The organism is Secundilactobacillus silagincola (assembly GCF_002583405.1).
Classification (GTDB): domain Bacteria; phylum Bacillota; class Bacilli; order Lactobacillales; family Lactobacillaceae; genus Secundilactobacillus; species Secundilactobacillus silagincola.
This window is the reverse complement of sequence record NZ_BCMJ01000003.1, coordinates 337,727-358,723: the sequence shown is the minus strand read 5'-3', so window position 1 is coordinate 358,723 and position 20,997 is coordinate 337,727. Positions and strand designations below refer to the sequence as shown.

General features: G+C 46.0%; 6 protein-coding genes. All 6 read left to right on the top strand.

From position 1 onward, the window contains the following. Positions 1-280 precede the first annotated feature (280 nt). The 6 genes from CES82_RS05565 to CES82_RS05540 all read left to right on the top strand — a co-directional run bounded on the left by CES82_RS05565 (position 281) and on the right by CES82_RS05540 (position 20,889). The gene (locus tag CES82_RS05565; protein ID WP_098824322.1) at positions 281-8,329 is read left to right on the top strand and encodes a mucin-binding protein; all 8,049 of its coding nucleotides are present in this window, start codon (positions 281-283) and stop codon (positions 8,327-8,329) included. A 447-nt stretch (positions 8,330-8,776) separates the two neighbouring features. Beyond that, positions 8,777-15,277 (top strand): mucin-binding protein, encoded by a 6,501-nt coding sequence (locus CES82_RS05560; protein ID WP_098824321.1) that lies wholly within the window; start codon positions 8,777-8,779, stop codon positions 15,275-15,277. A gap of 361 nt (positions 15,278-15,638) precedes the next feature. Then, positions 15,639-16,343, top strand: a complete 705-nt coding sequence (locus CES82_RS05555; RefSeq protein ID WP_098824320.1) for a tRNA (adenine(22)-N(1))-methyltransferase — start codon at positions 15,639-15,641, stop codon at positions 16,341-16,343. Continuing rightward, entirely contained in the window at positions 16,333-17,445 is a 1,113-nt protein-coding gene (locus CES82_RS05550; RefSeq protein ID WP_098824319.1) for a Nif3-like dinuclear metal center hexameric protein, read from the top strand. Before CES82_RS05555 ends, CES82_RS05550 begins: the two co-directional genes overlap by 11 nt. Positions 17,446-17,458: 13 nt before the next feature. Continuing rightward, positions 17,459-18,697, top strand: a complete 1,239-nt coding sequence (gene pepT / locus CES82_RS05545) for a peptidase T (protein WP_098824318.1) — start codon at positions 17,459-17,461, stop codon at positions 18,695-18,697. Positions 18,698-18,768: 71 nt separating this feature from the next. Beyond that, positions 18,769-20,889 carry a DNA topoisomerase gene (locus CES82_RS05540; protein WP_098824317.1) on the top strand — a complete coding sequence of 707 codons (2,121 nt, stop codon included), beginning with the start codon at positions 18,769-18,771 and terminating at the stop codon, positions 20,887-20,889. Positions 20,890-20,997 lie beyond the last annotated feature (108 nt).

Genomic DNA, 20,997 nt, shown 5'->3' with positions numbered 1-20,997 from the left:
GATTAATAACGGCTACTTGATTTTTCAAGGAAATGACTCTCTCATTTTTTTGCAATAATTTAAAAAAATAGAGAGATTAAATCGGTTAATGTCCTTTACTTATAGCTTTTATGCCAGTACAATGATGGAGAAGAGGGGGAGTATTATGGCAAATAACATTAAATTTAACGAGTTGATATTTCACTAGGGCTTTTTGAAGTCTCGACATTGTTTTCGATATTAAAATAGACAGATTGATTGCATGATTTGGAGTAGGCCACAAACCTAGGGGGGTATCAATATGGTAGGCAAAAATAATCATATTCGGACGGTCAAGTCGAATTTAAAGGAACATTATAAAGCATATAAGGCTGGTAGACGCTGGGTTTATGCGAGTCTTGCCAGTTTAGCTCTTGGAGCAGGTTTACTGTTAGGAAGCACGACCGCTTTCGCTGATGAAGTAGCAACGACAACGCTGGATCCGGCTGCATCAGTGACTAAGGATGCTGGCAGTGCGGCAACGACGCAAACAGCAAGTACAGTACCGTTGAAAGCAAGTACAACGGTTGCTGATACTAGCAATACGACAGCTGTCGACAGTTCAAATAAACAAGCAGCTGATAATGCAAATGAAAGCGCTAATGCTGATGTGAAGCCCAGCGCTAATGTAAAATCTAGTGATACAACTACCGCGAGCGTTGGGAAGAGTGCGGATACTGCTGCACAAAACACACCTGCAATGACAAGTGATGCAACGGCTGCTAAGCAAGCAAGTACACCAACTGCGGCTGCAACGCCAGCGGCCAGTTCGTCAGAAAAGCAACCGTCAGCAAGTTCCAAGACATTGGTTAATCCAACTAAGGAACAGCTGAATGCGGCTAAGAAGAGCGCGGAACAAGTTTATGACGCGACTCATCAGGCGCAGGAGATTGATGCGGTGGCGGGAGATCCGGGACAGACTGCCGATGCAACGTGGACGCTGTCAACAGATAAAATTGGTTATGGCTCTGGCATAACTAAGCCTTTCACAGCGACCATTAAGATTTCTGGTAAGGCTGGGGATAAGTACGTGATTAATCTTCCGGCAGATACCCATGTGTTTCAATATGATCCTGGAAGTGAACAACCTTTACCAGCGGCAGCAGGTACAACGACACGGACCCAGAATGACGATGGAACTTATACAGTTACAGATACGTTCAACACTACTGCGTCTGTAACTCAAGTTTTTACTTTTAACGTTATAAATAACGCTAAGGCCACGTTTGGTCCTATGGAAGATGTTGGTAAAACGGTTACTAAGGAGATTACATGGTCAGAAAATGACGTTGCACAAACACCAGTTACATTTACCCAAACGATTACACCAACTGTCAATTTGTCGTCAGTGGTTCAGACTTACCCGTCAGCAAAAAATGTAGCCGAAATTTTACCAAATCAGAACTATGTATTTTCACTTAAGGTTAACGAAACCAATGGTGTTCTAGATAACGGTGGTGCTTCTGATTTGGTAAATAGAGGGGACAACATTGGTGGAACCACTGTAACCATTCCAGTTCCTACTGGTTTCAAGTTGGATGCGGATGACACTAAAGCCATGAATGCGTTTAGCGATGCACAAACAATTACTCAGCCGAATGGACCAGGAACGGATCTTGTAGTGACCGCTCCTGCAGGTTCTGGGGGAGAGAATTATTTAAACGATGGATTAGGATATAAATTTATCGGTTCTTTTGTAATGACGCAACCAGCGGCTGATACAGTCTTTACTGCAAGCTCGCCAGTTAGTTTTAATCAAGTGCTTTCTGATGGTGGTACCTTAGCTGCTACAGGGACTCCTTGGAGTGTAAAGATTCTTGGCGTTAATTCTGGCGGTTCTGGAATTGGAAATGGCGTTGCTATAACGAAAGCCGACGGGTCATTAAGTAATCTTTTATTAGATGATGATCCGACTGATGATCCTTCTTACCTCAGTTCGTACACCTTTTCAGTTGATTCAGCCGGAGACACGACTGGCGCCAAAATTCAGATTAATATTGCCAATGGTCTTGATGCTACAAGTATTCAAACGCCTAGTGCAGGAATCACGCCGAAACTCTATCTTCCTGGCACGACAAGTTATGATTACACATTAACCTTGGCTGATGGGTCAACTCAGACTGGAACGGTTAATGCCGGAGGAAAAATCACATCCACTTCAGCCATTCGAACTGCCGTTTTCACACCGAATTACTTGACACCTGGTGCAAATGATACAAGAGCTGGAGGCCTAAATCCTAATAATCCTGTACCAACGACTGGTACGTTTGAAAGATTCATTGTGGGTGGTAATTTGTCAGCTACTTATGACGATGGGTCTCCAGTCAAGGCAGGTGACAAATTAGTTTCAAGCTCTGGTTTGATATTTGCTGATCAGACAGTCCCTGACACAACCACTGTTTCTTCAATCACCCAAACAGTGGTCGATGCAGTGGCTTATGGAATGGGGTACATGGACGAATCAAATAAAGCACCAGGTGCTCAAAATGCTGGTGACTTACGAACTGGAGGTGGCAGTTACGGTCAAAGTTCTCAAAAAATTTATGAACCCACTTATTATTTTGTGGTACCTACAGCTACCTCAGTTTCGAATGTGACGGCATTACCTGAAGCTAAAATTAGTACTTTCAAAGCTGATGATGGTAAGACTGTAGTTAAAGTGGATTATTCAGGAACTGGTGTAACGATTAGCACTAATGAATTTACTGGTGTAAATGGCAAGGTATTTTTGTCAAATAATCCAGATGCACTTCCAGGTAGTTATCCGTATTTAATGTATATTGTGTCGCCATCTACTAAACTTATGAATACGACGAAGGTTGTTGACACATCCTATACAGACGGTAACCCCAATGCATTCTTGTTGCAAAGCGGTTCTGGTAACTGGAGTATCGTCACTGCCAGTGCTTTTTATAACACTACTTTAGCTAAAGGAAATGCTGATACCGATGCTGTAGCAGCAGGTACAAGTGATGATCAAGGCGATCCAACCCTAACCTTTTATGATAATATTGTTAATACTTCTTTGGATGCGGGTGATGTAGCAAGTAGTGCCAGTGTAGCCATTAATTTACCTACTATTGGTGATTCCAAAGAATCTCAATACACGTTTAATCTGACTGGTCCTGTTACCGTGCCAGCTAACTATACTACTGTCAGCGGTAATGGTGCCCCAATTACATCCACGGTTTTGTATTCTACTCAGCCACAAGCTGTAAATACGAATGCTACAGCACCTGATACTACAGGCTATGTCACTGCTGATCAGGTAACTGATTGGTCTACTATTCGTTCGGTTGTCGTTTCAATTAATGGTATCCAGCCTAATACTTCAACTGGTCGGATTGCGTTGACTGGGACGACCAAGGATTTTAATGAACAAGCTGGTAAAACCGGTACTTTGCAAACTATTTTCTACGGCAATGGTGCTAAAGCCAGTGTAAATCCAAAAGGCGACGCTTCAATCGCGATTACTGGGACGTCAACCATTAAGGCGCGGTATCATTACACCGATAATACCGGTGCTGACCAGTATATTGATCTTGATGATTTGAACAAGACCCTTAACGATAATAAAGATACTTTTAACGGGAATGATTACCCGACTAGCCTTGCTGGATTTTCGGCTAATGATCAGGCGTTAATTCCAGCCGGCTATAAATTGGTTACGGATGTATCAGGCAAAGCTACACCAACGATTATTGATGGTACAGGTGATGGAAAAGCTGTATTCGGTCAAGTCGCTCAGTATTACTATGACGGTGACTTTGTTCAGTATGAATTGGTGGGTGAAACCAGTGCGCAGGTCAAGTTAGTTGATGATAATAACCGTGGCGCAGTTGTTGGCACCCCAAAGAATATCTCAGGTGCGCCAGGTACTACAGCCAATTGGACGATGCCAACTATCCCAGCTGGATATCAGTTGGTCGCTGGTCAAGCAACCAGCGGAACCTATACCTTTGCGGCTGATAATAATGTACCGGTACTGATTCATGTGACCCATATTCTTGATCACTCAACCAAGACAACAACGCGGACCATTACGTATGCTGTTGATGATCCAAACTACACCAATCAAGTGCCAGAAACACAGACGCAGAAGATTATTTGGAAGATCACCAGTGATGAAGCCACTGGGACGAGCTTTGCTACTCCAACAGGGGTTTACAGCGAGCAAAACGCTCCAACAATCAAAGGCTATACACCAGATAAAACTCAGATTGATCAAGAGGTTTTCAACGGTATGGCTACTAGTGGTATTCCAGATGATGAGCCTGTCACGGTAACTTATCACGCCGACAAACAGCAAGCAACTGTTGAATTTGTCGATGATGGCAACAATGGTGCAGTGGTTGGCACGCCAACGACGATTAATGGGACAACTTCCGGTAGCGCAAACTGGACGGCTGATAACATTCCGTCTAAGTATATTTTGGCGAAAGGTCAAGCAGCTAGTGGGACTTATCAGTTTACCAACGGCACTGATCAAGTTGTTAAGATTCACTTGACGCATGTGATGGATTACAGCACCGCAACGACTACCCGGACAATCATGTATGTGGTTGATGATCCGAACTATACAGGACAAGTGCCAGAAACGCAGATTCAGAAGCTAAATTGGAATGTGGTTAAGGATACAGTTACTGGCGCCACGGTGGCAACACCGGTGGGTATTTACAGCGCACAGACTGCGCCGACCATTGATGGCTATACTGCTGATCCAACAACGATTTCAAAGGAAGTCTTCGATGGTACAACAACGTTACCACAGAATGAAAAAGTGGAAGTTCATTACACGGCAAATGATCAACAGGTCACTGTCGAATATGTAGATGACGATAACGCTGGTGCTGTAGTAGGCACGCCAACAACGCTGACTGGAAAGACTTCTGGCACAGCTAACTGGAACACCGATAATCTGCCGACTGGTTACCAGTTAGCTCAAGGTCAAGCTGCTTCAGGCACGTATCAATTTAATAACACCGATAATCGAACAGTTAAGATTCACTTGAATCATGTCGTTGATTACAGTACGCAAAAGACCAACCGGACGATTACCTACACGGTTGATGATTCGAACTACACTGGTCAAGTGCCAGAAACGCAGACACAGACCATTACTTGGAAGATTACCACTGATGAAGCTACTGGCACCAGTTTTGCGACACCAACGGGAATTTATAGTGAGCAAACTGTGCCAGCAATCGATGGTTATACACCGAACCAAGATAAGGTCGAACAAGTGACCTATAACGGTATGGACGCTAGTGGTATTCCAGGTGATGACACTGTCAAGATTATCTATCATGCAAATGCACAAAAAGTGATCGTCGAATATGTAGATGATAGTAACAACGGCGCAGTAGTTGGTACGCCAGAAACGGTCAGCGGTCAGACGTCTGGTACAGTCGATTGGAACACCGACAATCTGCCAGCAGGCTACAAACTCGCCAAAGGTCAAGCAGCCAGTGGCACGTATCAATTTAACAATGATAAAAATCAAACGGTTCAGATTCATTTGAGTCACATCATTGATAACACGACGGCAACGACGACCCGTACGATTAACTACGTGGTAAATGACGCCAGCTATCCTGGTCAGGCACCTGAAACTCAGACGCAAACCATTACTTGGGATGTGGCAACTGATGAGGTTACTCACGCTAGTGTAGCTGTTCCACAAGGCGGCTATGCTGCTCAAACCATTCCAACAATCAGTGGTTATACCGCAACAATTGACAACGTTGCAGATACTGCGACTGCGGTTGCCGCAAAGAACTACGGTGGTGTCGCAACTAGCCAGATGCCGAAGAATGAAACAGTTACCGTCACCTATACACCAAATGCTCAAACGGTCACGGTTGAATATGTGGATGACGCTAAGGGTGGTGCAGTCGTTGGCAATCCGACGACTATCAACGGTAAAACTTTTGGCACAGCTACTTGGAACACAGATAATATGCCAGTTGGCTACAAACTTGCCAAAGGTCAGGCAGCCAGTGGCACGTATCAATTTACCTATGGGACTAATCAGACCATCAAGATACATTTGAGTCACATCATTGATAACACCACTGCCACAACTACCCGGACGATCATCTATGTGGTGGATGACGCTAACTATACCGGTCAAGTACCCGAGACGCAGACGCAAACCATTACGTGGAATATTGCCACGGATGAAGTAACTGGCGCAAGCGAAGCTGTACCACAAAGCGGCTACGCAAAGCAAGATGTACCGACGATCAACGGCTATACCGCTGACCCAACGGCAGTTCAAACGCTGAATTATGGGGCAGTGCTGAAAGATAATTTACCAGCACCTGAAAAGATTACCGTCACCTACACACCAAATAAAGCAAGCGCTACGGTTGAATACGTGGATGACGCTAAGGGTGGTGCGATTGTTGGTACACCAACAATCATTTCCGGTAAGACTTCCGGTACGGCAACTTGGGATACGACTAACTTGCCAGCCGGTTACAAGCTTGCCAAAGGTCAAGCTGCTAGCGGGACGTATCAGTTTACGAATAACAGTGACCAGACGATTAAAATTCATTTGAATCACGTTATTGATAACACCACTGCCACAACTACCCGGACAATCACGTATGTGGTTGACGACCCTAATTACACGGATCAGGTTCCGGCAGCCAAGACGCAAACCATTACCTGGAACGTAACGACGGATGAAGTTAATGGCGCTAGTGTTGCCGTTCCACAGAGCGGTTATAGCAGTCAGAACGCACCAGAAATTCCTGGCTATACGCCAGATTCAGCGACAGTTCAGGCACAGAATTATGGTGCTGCAATTAAAGGTAAGTTACCGGATTCAGAAGCAGTTACGGTGACCTATACACCAAATGTGCAATCAGCTCAAGTTGAATACGTCGATGATGCCAATGGTGGTGCAGTCGTTGGCAACCCAACAACAATCACTGGTAAAACTTCTGGCACAGCTACTTGGAACACAGATAATATTCCAACTGGCTACAAACTCGCTAAGGGTCAAGCAACCAGTGGCACGTATCAGTTTACCAATGATGGTAATCAAGCGGTTCAGATTCATTTGAGCCACATCATTGATAACACCACTGCCACAACTACCCGGACGATTACGTACGTGGTTAACGATCCTAATTACACCGGTCAGGTTCCGGCAGCCAAGACGCAGGCGATTACTTGGAACGTGACGACGGATGAAGTCAACGGGCATATGGTTGCCATTCCGCAAAGTGGTTATGCGGAAGAAACAGCCCCAACGCTCGATGGCTATACCGCCGATCCACTGAGTGTTGCTCAAGAGTCCTATGCGGGTGTAACTTCCTTGCCAGACAACGAAACAGCAACGGTCACTTATACGCCAAATAATCAAACTGTCACCCTGGAATATGTGGACGACGATAATGATGGCGCAGTTGTTGGCACACCAACGACGCTTTCAGGTAAAACTTCTGGGAAAGTTGATTGGAATACTGACAATAAGCCAACCGGTTACAGTTTGACTGCTGGTCAAGCTGGCAGCGGTACGTATCAGTTTACAGCCGGCAGTGACCAATTGATTCAGGTTCATTTGAACCACGTGATTGAATACACCACGACTAGGACGACTAGGACGGTTCACTTTGTGGTTGATGATCCTAACTATACGGGTCAAACGCCGGCGCCAATGGTTCAGACAGTGATCTGGAACGTGGCCACTGATAAAGCAACGGGTGTCAGTGTCGCAACACCGCAAACCGGTTACTATGAAGAGACAGTGCCTAGTATGTCAGGTTACACTGCCAGTCAAACCAAAGTTGGTCAACAAGCGCTTGGCAGTGTGGCTGCGAGTGATGTGCCAATGTACAACGAAGATGTCGTCGTCACCTATACGCCTGATGTACAGACGACACCATCAGATGGCGAGGGTGTCCCTGGTGAACCAACTGAGCCAACAGGACCAACGACACCAGAAGAACCAACTGGAACGGGATCGATTACTGGAGAAATTGTTCCAGAAACGCCTGCTCCTGGTGAAGCAATCTCGACGACTCCTGAAAAGGGCGAAAAGGGTTCAGCAACGTCAGGAAATGCTGGCACATCAGGAACTACTGATGGAAATACTGGTTACGCTGGAACGACACAGGACGTTAACGGTGCTGCAGCAACTGTTTCAAGCAGTCAATCCAAGACTTCTGCTGCTAGCCAAGGCAAGTTACCACAAACCAATGAGCAAAGTCATTCCGAAGTTGGTTTAGGTTTGCTTGGTCTGCTGACTAGTATGCTAGGTTTAGTTGGTTTGAAACGTCGTAAACGTGACGATGGGTAGTTATCATCAAAAACGAGTTCCACTCAATTTAAAGTGATGAAAGAGTATAGAGGCACCTAATTCGTTATGAATTAGGTGCCTCTATTTTCTTGAAAATGAATGGTTATACAAGCAAAGTGGGGACGTTTTTATTTTAGGAAAAATTATAAAATAGGATTTTTGTTCTATCTGGAGCCTAAAAATTCACTATAACGATTAAAATATTTTCTAAGCAGAATCTAAGAATAATCTGATAAATGCCCTTTACTCATTAAATAATGACTATTATAATGATTGGAAACAGAAGGAGGACAGATTTGAAAAAATGTGTGAGCGCAGGCATTAGACAAGTTTAAATGACTATTAGTTTAAAAATTATTACAACTAATTTAGACTTGGAGATATTTAGAAAATTTTAATATAGTCAATTATTTTTTAGATCGTGATGAACATCCGGGGGGATCTATAATGGTTAGTAAAAATAACAATATTAGAACGATTAAGGCCAATTTAACGGAACATTACAAAGCGTATAAGTCAGGTGGCCACTGGATTTACGCGAGTTTAGCTGGACTGGCAGTTGGCGTTGGTTTATTACTTGGAACCAGTACAACTGTGTTCGCGGATACAACGGTTACACCTGCACAGAAATCTGATGAGGTTACAAAAGTTGCAACGGATTCAAATATAAGCGTTAAAAATACAAATACACTACCGCTAAAAGCGGACCAAAATACTGCTAGCAATCAAGAAAATAATGCAAGTAAAAAAACGACAGTTAATTCCAATAATGTTTCTAACACTAATGCTGAGACGTCTGCCGTCAGTGCTGAAAATGCAAGTAATCCTGCTGAGAGTAAGCCCACAACCAGTAATCATTCAGCTGATGTGTCAAACACGACAGAAAACACCAACAAGAGTGAGCAATCCAGTACAAGTAAAACTTTGGTCGACCCAACGACAGCGCAATTAAATGCCGCTAAAGCCAGTGCTGAGCAAGTCTACAAAGCGACGAATCAGGCTCAAGAGTTAGATGCTGTTGCCCCCGAGAATGCTGTTACTGGCTTAACAATTTCGGCCAACGCAATTGGCCACGGGACAAATGTCAAAAGTCCGTTGACGCTGACCTTAAAGGCAAATGCAAAGGCCGGTGACGTGTATACGATCAATATCCCAGCGGGCACTCAGGTCTATTCATTCGGTGCAGCTGATCCACTGGTCAGTGCTGCGGGAACAACAGCCGTAGTTAAAAATGATGATAATTCTCATACGGTGACAGACACGTTTACTGCGGATTCGACCACAACTCAGGAAATTAAGCTCAATTTAGGCAGTAATTACACCCAGCAAGATGGTGGTATGCCTGATGTAGGTAAGACAATTACAAAGACGATTACTTGGTCGATCAATAAGGTGGCCCAAACACCAATCACCTTTACGCAAACGATTCAGCCTACTAGTAACTTATCCACTGTTTCTTTGCTGTATCCAGATTCAAAGACGGTTACACAACTTTTGCCACAGACAAATTATGTTTTTGAAGTCAGCGTGAATGAGGCAAATGGTGTTCAAGACGACCAATATCCGTCCGCTCGTGTTAACAGCGCGGACAATTACGGTGGTTCAAAAGTTACAATACCAGTTCCAACAGGTTTTGTTTTGGACACTGATGCGACAAGTAAAATTAATGCTTTTAAGGATGCTACGACCATTACACAACCTGGTGGTAAAGGAACCAACGTCATTATTGACGTGCCTGCAAAATCAGGAAATCAGGGTGCTGACTCTGCTCAGCCATACAAACTGGTTGGTGCATTTGATGTTGCACAAAAAGAAACTGACCAAACTCTTACTGCGCCAGGTGACGTGACGTTTTCTCAGGTGATGAATTCAGATGGTGCTACGCTGACGGATTCTGCTGATCCATGGAGTGTGACAATCCTGGCTGGAAACGCTGGTGGAACGCTGATTGGAACTAGTGCAGCTGTCACTTCTGGTAGCGGAAACTCTTCCTCAGCGCCAACCAAATTAGTCTTGGACAACGAGACGACGGATGATCCGACCTACCTTAACAGCTTCGGGTTCGCATTCAATTCGGCAGGCGAAGCTAACAATGCCAAAATAACAATAAAGGTTCCGGATGGTTTTAATGTAACGAGTATCCAGACGCCTGCCCAAGATGTCAATCCATATAGCTATATGCCTGATACGAGTAGCTATACTTATACGCTGACGTTAGCAAATGGCGGTACCGAAACAGGAACAGTGACCGCGGGAGATTCAGTTGAAGCAACTGATTCTGCCATCCGAACGGCTGTGTTTGTTCCTAATAAGTTGGCATCGGGTTCCTATGCAAATCATTTGGGTACCACTGATAGTTTTATTGTGAATGGTCACTTATCGAATACCTATGATAACGGCGATTCTGTTAAAATCGGCGATCAGTTGACGTCGTCTATTGATCTCAGCTTTGATGCTAATGGGAAGTCTTATCAAAATCCGACGTCCATTACCCAAACGGTTGTGGAGGCTGAAGCGGCAGTTGGTGGTTATGTGGTGACCAGGGGGAATGCTGGTGCACCAGGTAATCCTGATGCTGGAACGCTTCAGACTTTGATTGGATCTAACGGACATGAAGCAACAACATCGTTAGTTTACGAGCCAACCTTCTACTTTGTGATTCCCAAAGTCACTACCGTTGCTTCTATTAACAGCTTAAACTGGTATACCGATGATCCCGCTTCTGATCCAGCTTATCGTGATCCGACTGGGGCTTTACTCACTAAAGTAACTGGGGCAAAGGTCTCTGAATTCACTGCTGACAATGGGCAAACGGTCGTTAAAATTGACTATTCAGGAACTGGCGTAACGGTTGACACGAATAAGACTACCGGTTACTGGGCAGCTGTTACCATTGCAAATGATCCTGACGCTTTGCCAGGTGATTATCCATATCATACCTACATTGTTTCTCCGACTACTAAGATATCAAATAGCACACCAGCGAGTGATCTTTCATTTGTTGAAAATAATTCCAACGCTTTCGAGTTGTACGGGGCAAATGGAACGTGGAATATTTCCACTGCTAGTTCGTTCTTTAATACCTCGTTGGCCCAAGGAAATTCTGACGTTGCGGCTGTAACGAGTGGGACTAGCGATGATCAAGGTTCATCGGACATGACGTTCTATGATTCTATTGTTTATACTTCTAAGGAAGATACCGACAAGGAACATAATGCGACAGTTGCCATTAACCTGCCAACGATTGGTGATTCAAAGGGGTCTCAGTATACTTTTGATTTGACAGGCCCCATTGATGTTCCAACAAATTACACAACTTCAAAAGATGATGGTACTGCTATTAATCCAGTTGTTCTTTATTCAACTGCGGCTCAGAACTTGACTAATAAAAATGCAACAGCTCCTGATACCACTGGCTATGTGACTGCTGATCAAGTTACTGACTGGTCATCAATTCGGTCAATTATTGTCCAAATTAAGGGGATTCAGCCCAACTCATCGACTGGTCGAATTGCACTTAAAGGTAAAGTGGCAGACCAAATGGTTGACGGCAAGACCGTTACGTTTAATCTGATGGCGGGTGATACCGGTTATTTGCAAACAGCCTTCTATGGTGATGGTGTCAAGGTGAATGTCAGTTCTAGTGATGCATCAGTTAAAATCGTGGGAACCTCCACAATCAAGGCACGGTATCACTATGTTGACGCTAATGGTGATGACCAATATATTGATCTTGCTGATTTGAGTCAAACGCTTAATGACAATGTGGATACCTTCAAAAGTGATTATCCAACTCAGCTTTCAGATTTTTCTGCTACTGATCAGAGCTTGATCCCGGCTGGATATGAATTAGTCGCTGACGATTCAGGGAAGGTTACACCAACGATTGTTGATGGTACTGGTGATGATCCAAATTCAAACCCAGTTCAGTTTGGGCAAGTTGCGAAGTATTATTTTGATGGCAACGCTGTTCAATATGAACTGGTTGGCGATGCAAATCTAAACGTGACCTATGTGGATACCGATAATCATAATGCGGTAGTCGGTGATCCAGTAACGCTCAACGGTACAACTGATGAAACCGGTAATTATACCGTTAAAGTACCCGATAATTATATTTTAGCTGCTGGACAAGACGGAACGGTACCATACACTTTTAAGGCGGGCACGGACACGTCTGACAACCTGACAATCAAGTTGGCACACAAACACGCGACTGACTTACCGAAGGGCTTCACTGGCACCACTCACCGGACGATCACTTATACCGGTGCGCCTACGAACCCGAGCTCAGTCAGTCAGCCACTAACATGGACGACGGACACGGATGAAGTTACCGGTGTCACGACATACACGCCAAACGGCAACTATCCGACAGTTACTTCACCATCGATAACGGGTTATACCCCGGATAAAGCAACGGTGGCGGCTGAGACTGATACCGCTACTACCACAATGCCGACAGATAGCCATGTTACCGTTATCTACTCAGCTAACAATGCCGACTTGACGGTGACCTATGTTGATAAGGACGAAAATAATAAAGTCGTTGGTACGCCGGAAACACTTACGGGCAAGGTCGATGAGACCGGTACCTATACGGTGATTATCCCAGATGGGTATGTTTTAGCACCCAGACAAGGTGAAGCGGTGCCATATACCTTTACAACAGATACGTCGGATAATCTGATGATCAAGTTAGCACACAAGCACACGACTGATTTGCCTGAAGGCTTTACTGGCACCACGACCCGAACAATCACTTATACTGGGGCACCAAAGAACCCAGATTCAGTCAGTCAACCCATAATGTGGACGACTGATACCGATGAAGTGACCGGTGTCACGACTTATACACCGTCAGGCGATTACGGAGCAGTAACCACACCAGATGTCACTGGCTATGTACCAGATAAAGACAGTGTGCCAGCTGGAACTAACGCTGTTATGACCACTATGCCAAAAGACACGGATGAAATAGTTACTTACAGTGCCGGCGATGCTGATCTGACAGTGACCTATGTCGATGTTGATAGTGGTAATGCCACAGTTGGTGATCCAGTAACAATCACTGGCAAGACTGATGGAACGGGTACCTATACAGTTGTCATTCCAGATGGGTATGTTTTAGCACCCGGACAAGACGCGACGGTACCATATACCTTTACAACAGATACGTCGGATAATCTGACAATCAAGTTAGCACACAAGCACACAACTGATTTACCTGAAGGCTTTACTGGCACCACGACCCGAACAATCACTTATACTGGGGCACCAAAGAACCCAGATTCAGTCAGTCAACCCATAATGTGGACGACTGATACCGATGAAATTACCGGTGTCACGACTTACACACCATCGGGCGACTACGGAGCAGTAAACACCCCTAATATCACCGGCTATGTACCAGATAAAGCCAGTGTGCCGGTAGGAACTAACGCTGTTACGACCACCATGCCAAAAGATACGGTTGAAACAGTTACTTACAGTGCTGGTAATGCTGATTTGACAGTGACTTACGTCGATGTTGATAATGGCAACGCCACTGTCGGCGATGTTCAAACACTCAATGGTAAGACCGATGGAACGGGTACGTATACCGTAACGGTACCTGCTAATTACGTTTTAGCACCTGGACAAGATGAAACGGTGCCATATACCTTTACAACAGATACGTCGGATAATCTGACAATCAAGTTAGCGCACAAGCACACAACTGATTTGCCTGAAGGCTTTACCGGTACCACAACTCGAACAATCACCTACACCGGTGTTGCCAACGGCCAAAATCCGTCAGTCAAAGTTCAGCCAATTACTTGGACAACGGATACGGATGAAGTTACGGGTGATACGACCTACACGCCATCCGGTAACTATTACGAAGTTGATACGCCACGAGTAGCTGGCTATACTCCAGATAAGACTACGGTTCCGGCTGGTGTCAATGCGGTTACTACTACAAAGCCTGCAGATGCCAACGTTACCGTCACCTTTAAGGCTGATCCGCAAAGCACCACGGTGGAATACGTGGATGATGCTAACAACGGTGCTGTTGTCGGCACACCAACGAAGCTAGAAGGTGTCACTGATGGTACAGCAAGTTGGAACACCGATAACAAGCCTGCTAAATACACGTTGGCTACCGGTCAAGCGGCTAACGGAACGTATACTTTTAAGGCTGGCGACAACGCACCCGTTCAGATTCATTTGACGCACACGATGGCTTATACCACAACCACTACCACGCGGACGATTCACTACGTTGTGAATGATCCAAATTATACTGGTGAGGTTCCAGCACCAACGGTTCAGAAGGTAACTTGGAATGTTGTGACGGATGAAGTCACTGGTAGGAGTGTTGCTACGCCAACGGCAGCTTATTACGAACAAACTGCGCCTGATTTGACAGGTTATACTGCAAAACCAGGTCAAGTTGCTCAGCAGGCTTTAGGCAGCGTGGTTGCACAAGATGTGCCAATGTATAACGAAGACGTTGTGGTTACTTACACGCCTACGTCACAGCCAACAACAGAGCCATCCGTTCCATCTGATGGTACCGGTGTTCCTGAAAACCAGCCAGATGGTAATCCGACTGGTACACCAACTGAGCCGACCACGCCTGGGACGCCCGCTCCAGGAACAGCGACATCTGGAAAGACGAATGGTGATGATTCGCAGACATCAACTGAAAGTGGCAGCAATGCAGGAACTGCTGAAGGATCAACTATGGGAACCACGTCAAAGACTGAGAGTCAGAATGGTTCAGTTTCGCAAACTCGCAGCAATGCTTCAGCTACCAATCAGCAACAAGGATCACAAGCTCAGCAGAAATTGCCTCAAACCAATGAGCAAAGTCAAGCCACGGTGGGCTTAGGTGTCCTCGGGTTATTGACCAGTATGCTTGGTTTAGTTGGTCTGAAACGGCGTAAACGCGATGATGAGTAATTCAGTCATTGCAAAATAAGTTGTCATTAAACAGTGTGTGACAAAACTCGGTAGATTCCAGAATTTAACTAAATAATGCCTATTCCGTGATTTGTGCGGAGTAGGCATTATTTGCGTTAAATTCTGGAATCTGAGTTTTGGCGCATGATTAGGCTATATTGACGCATTGAACCAAAGAACAGGCATCACTAATTTTTGCTGAAAAATTGATTGGAATGCTTGCCAATATAGATTTATGGCACAATCTTTTTTGTACAGAGGGATTCACATCAACAGCCCACAAAAACAGTATCTAATGTTGTGCTAGGTTCGGGCTCTAGCCTATAATGGAATTACGAGATTGAAGTGGAGGAATGAACGTATGAACGGGACACATTTATCCAACCGGCTACAAACCGTCGCCGATTTTGTTTCACCTGGCGCGCGGTTAGCTGACATTGGCTCAGATCACGCTTATCTGCCAGTCCATTTAGCCAAACAAGGCGTCATTACTGCGGCGCTCGCTGGCGAAGTGGTGAAGGGACCTTATCACAATGCGTTAACTGAGATTGAAAATGAGCAGTTGACGGATACGATTACGGCACGGTTGGCGGACGGACTAGCAGCCATTCAGCCAGACGACAAGATTGACACTGTCACTATTGCCGGTATGGGCGGTACGCTGATCACGAATATTTTAGAAAGTGGCAAGTCGCATTTAACTCACCATGAACGGTTGATTTTACAGCCCAATGTGGGTGAAGATAACGTGCGACGCTGGCTGCAGAATAACCGCTATCAAATCGTGGCGGAACGAATCTTAGCCGAAGACGGTCACATTTACGAAATTATTGTGGCTGATCCGGTTGAAACACCAGTGACTTATACGGCTACGGAACTGAAATTTGGTCCTTACCTATTACGGGAAAAGAGTCCGGTTCTTCAACAGAAGTGGCGTCAAGAACAAGCCCGGCTTGACCAAGTGATTGCTACCATGAAGCAGGCAAAAAACGCACCGCAAGCAAAAATTGCGGCCTTTAAACGGGAACGTGATCAAATTCAGGAGGTCATTTTAAATGAAGGTTAAAACGTTAATTGAACGGTTCGAGCAGTTTGCGCCAAAGACGATTGCTGAACCGAAAGATCCCATCGGTTTACAGTTGGGTTCGCTGGAAGCTGATTTTCACAAAGTACTTGTGACGCTTGATGTGCGGCCAGAAGTGGTGGATGAAGCCATTGCGGTGGGAGCAGATCTAATCTTTGCTCATCATCCGGTGATGTTTCACCCGGCACGTAATTTAGACTTGGACGACCCACAAAACCAGATGTATGCCACCTTGTTGCAACACCACATCACGGTGTATGCGGCCCATACTAATCTGGACAGTGCCGAGGGCGGGATGAACGACTGGCTGGCAGCAGCGCTAGGCTTAACCAACACGGTTGGCTTGGTGGACGGTGTGACGGAAACTAATTATCTCCTGACCGTTCACGTGCAACCGGTCTATGCGGATGCGGTGCGATTAGCTATGGTGGGTGCCGGAGCCGGTGACATTTCTCGGTATGCCGGTGCCAGCTACGAATGGAACGGTACCACTTGGTTCACCCCCATGCAGGGTGCTGATCCAGAGTTAGGCCCCGTTGGTGAACGCAACAGTACCGATGAACTGGCGATTCAGATGCGCGTGCCGAATGCTAAATTGCAGGCTGTGGTAGCTGCTGTCAACGAGGTTTACCCCGGCGGTCACCCAGCCCTTGAACTGACCAAATTAGATCATGAAGGGCATCAATTCAGTATGGGCCGCATCGGTGATTTGTCTAAGACAATGACGGTGCGGGAGTTTGCTGAATACTGTAAGCAGGTTTTCAACGTTGACGGTTTACGGGTCATTGCTGATGACATGGATAAGCCCGTGCAACGGATTGCGGTACTTGGCGGCGACGGCGGGAAATTCTTTAAGACCGCTCAGCGAAAAGGTGCCGATGCCTACGTGACCGGGGACGTTTATTATCATACTGGCCACGATATGATTGCCGCTCATTTCCCAGTGATCGATCCTGGTCACCACATTGAAAGTATCTGCAAGCCCCACTTAACGGCTCTTTTTAAGCAGTGGGCACAGCAAAACCAGTGGCAAATTGAAATTGAACCATCAAAATTAAATACTGATCCATTTACGTTTATTTGAAAGGGTGACGACGATGCAATATGACGAGCTAATTCCCCGTTTTTTAAAGTATATCAAGGTTGAAACACGTTCCGATGAAGATAGTGATACCGTCCCATCAACTCAAAGCCAAGTCGACTTTTTGAAAACTTTGGCCGGAGAACTGACTGATATTGGATTGACGGACGTGCATGTGAGTCCCGCTAGTGGTTACGTCTTTGCGACATTGCCTAGCAATATGAGTGAACAAGTTCCCACCATTGGCTTTATTTCCCACGTGGATACGGCGGACTTTAACGGCAAGGATATCAACCCGCAGATCGTTGAAAACTACGACGGCCATTCGGTGATTAAACTAGATTCAGCTGGCAAATATACGTTGGATCCCCAGGTATTTCCCAATTTGTTGAATTATGCGGGGCAAACCTTGATCACCACTGACGGCTCAACGTTACTGGGTTCAGATGATAAGTCTGGGGTGGCGGAAATCGTTACCGCTATGGCATACCTAGTCGCCCATCCAGAGATCAAGCACGGTACCGTTAAAGTGGGGTTAGGACCAGATGAAGAAATCGGGACTGGGGCTGATCATTTTGACGTTAAAGACTTTGGTGCCGACTTTGCCTATACCGTGGATGGCGGGCCACTGGGTCAATTGGAGTACGAAACCTTCAACGCGGCGGATGGTCGAGTCCACATTACGGGGACCAACGTTCATCCTGGTTCGGCTAAGGACACCATGGTCAATGCTAACCAATTAGCCATCGATTTTCATAACGCTTTACCAGAACACGACCGGCCCGAAAAAACGGCTGGCAGAGAAGGGTTCTTTCACCTCTACAAAATTAGCGGTGACGTAGATACAGCCGACCTGGGGTACATTATTCGTGATCACGACCGTCAGCAGTTTGAGGACCGTAAGAAATTGTTTGCCGGGATTGCGGATCAGCTAAACGCCAAATACGGTGCTGGTACGGTACAAGTGACACTGAAAGATCAGTATTATAATATGCGCGAAGTTATCGAAAAAGACATGAGCGTGGTGGAGCTGGCTAAACAAGCCATGATCGACCTGGACATCAAACCGGACATCGCACCAGTGCGGGGCGGTACGGACGGTTCCAAGATCTCGTTTTTAGGCATGCCCACACCGAACATCTTCGCTGGCGGTGAAAACATGCACGGCCGGTTTGAATTCGTGTCGGAACAGACCATGGCAAAAGCCACGGATGTGATTTTAAAGATCATTAGTTTAAATGCTAAACAGGCATAGTACAGTCCAAAGGAGCTTTAACAGTTTAATCGACTGCTAAAACTCTTTTAAATTATAAGGGGGAAAGGGTCATGACGGAGTACGCCATTTTATGTGAAAAAGCCAGTGCGGCCAAGAACTTCGCGAGTGCCCTAGGGGGTACCAGCGGTGAGTTTGAAGGACACACCTACCGAATTGTTCATTCCCATGGTCATTTGATGGAATTTGTTGATCCCAAAGATCAGGTGCCAGCCGAAAAAGCAACGCAGTACCGTTCTTGGAAATTGGAACACTTACCTTGGCAGATCAACGATTTCAGTTGGGAGAAGCAGCCCATCATGGCAAAAAATCCGCGAACGGGGCGGAAAAAATCCACTAAGTCGGATTTAGCCGAGATTAAAAAGGCGGTGGCCGACTGCGAAGCACTGGTGATTGCGACCGATGTGGATCCTTCCGGTGAAGGCGAGCTACTAGCATGGGAGATTATTAACGCCATTAAGTGGCAAAAACCAGTAAAACGGCTGTATTTCGCGGATGAAGAAGCCCGTTCGATTCAAAGCGGCTTCCGGGAGATCAAGCCGATTACTAGCCAAATGCAGGATGGTGACTACTTAAAGTCGGATGCCCGCAGCAAATGGGACTTTCTGTCTATGCAGCTAACCCGGATTGCCACCACGGTGACCAAACAGGCGGGCTATCCGGTCAAGGTGGTTCGTGAGGGACGCTTGAAGTCCTTGATGGTGCGCCACGTGTACGAACAGCTCATGGCCATTAAGAACTATAAACGCAAGCCGTTTTACGAAGTGAAGTTTCAGGATAATGTGGAACACGTTTTTGCCCGGCGGTTTAAAGACGAAGAGGAAGCGGCCAAATGGCGTCACGAGCAGCAAGCCGACGCAAAGCAGGAACTAGAACAGTACCATGAAAGTGCCATTACCAACGTTAAAACGGTGCGTCGCCACTCGGCACCACCGAAATTACTGGATCTCTCAAACCTGGCGTCCATCTTAGCGCCTAAGGGGTACAGTGCTAAAGAAGTACTCAGCACCTATCAGAAAATGTATGAAGCCAAAATCGTCAGTTATCCCCGGACGGATGATTCTAAGATCTCCATGGCGCAGTTTTATCAGTTATTGCCGCTGGTACCCAAGATTGCGGCGGTGGTGGACGTGGATCAACGATTGCTGACACACCGCAAACCGCGGTTTACCCACGTCACTAACGGTAGCGTGGATCACGGGGCTAACCGTCCCGGTGAAAAAGTGCCTAGTTCACTGAGCAGTTTAGCAAGATACGGCAAGTCTGGTCCCGCCATTTATTCGGTGGTGGCGAAGAACTACCTGGCCATGCTGGGAGAAGACTATGAGTTTGATCATACTACCGCGGAGCTGAAGGACTATCCGGCCTTTAAGACCGCCTTCAACATTCCGGTAGCTTTGAATTACAAGCTGATTTTTGACAGTTCCCGGCAAATTAGCGACACGGATGAGGAACAGGGGGCTGCCAAGCAACAGCTGGGTAAAACCGCCTCGCCTTTCATCTTCGAAGGGGCTAATAAAAAACCGGTGAAGCCAACCATGAAGTGGCTGATGAACTACTTGCAGCACCACAACATCGGGACTGGGGCTACCCGAGTGTCCACGTTGTCACAGATTACCGCGGGCACCACTGCGTTAATGAAAGAACGACGAGGAGCCTTATCCATGACGGATACAGGCACCATTTCTGCTATTCTCACCGAAGGCACCATCATTAGCAGTACCAACGCCACTAAGCGGTTGATGACGTTGATGGACCAAGTGGGGGCGTTTAAATTAGAGCCGACAGAACTACTGACTACGGCTACGCAGACGGTAAACCACGATTTACCGATCATGGTGGCCAATGCTGAGAAACTAAAAACTAATTTAGGTGATCCGGAAAAACTGGTGAAGCACTATCCCAAGAAGGCGAAAACTGGCGGTCAGACGGCCAACGGCAAAGAAGTCAACTTCAACCAGGTCTGGGGTGGCCACCATTTTTCCGAGCAAGAAGTGGCAGATTTATTGGCAGGCAAGGAGATTCAATTTCAAATCAAGACTAAACGTGGTAAAGACATGGCCGTTCACGGCAAACTTGCTGAACAAACCTATCGCGGTCACAAATTTTGGGGGTTCAAACCAGCTGACGACGTGTTTCAAAAGCGGCCGAAAACCCGGCGAAAAGCCCGTTAAAATAGTTTGGTCAAAAAAGGTCAAATTATTTTTATTTTCACGGAGACCTATGATAGAATGAACCAAGAAATGAATGATTCAGCATAATCAGTAAAGGATGATGATCAT

Bases quoted from the DNA above. Each gene is read 5' to 3' on its own strand.
- CES82_RS05565 (WP_098824322.1), top strand. From the start codon at position 281: ATGGTAGGCAAAAATAATCATATTCGGACGGTCAAGTCGAATTTAAAG.
- CES82_RS05560 (WP_098824321.1), top strand. From the start codon at position 8,777: ATGGTTAGTAAAAATAACAATATTAGAACGATTAAGGCCAATTTAACG.
- CES82_RS05555 (WP_098824320.1), top strand. From the start codon at position 15,639: ATGAACGGGACACATTTATCCAACCGGCTACAAACCGTCGCCGATTTT.
- CES82_RS05550 (WP_098824319.1), top strand. From the start codon at position 16,333: ATGAAGGTTAAAACGTTAATTGAACGGTTCGAGCAGTTTGCGCCAAAG.
- pepT (WP_098824318.1), top strand. From the start codon at position 17,459: ATGCAATATGACGAGCTAATTCCCCGTTTTTTAAAGTATATCAAGGTT.
- CES82_RS05540 (WP_098824317.1), top strand. From the start codon at position 18,769: ATGACGGAGTACGCCATTTTATGTGAAAAAGCCAGTGCGGCCAAGAAC.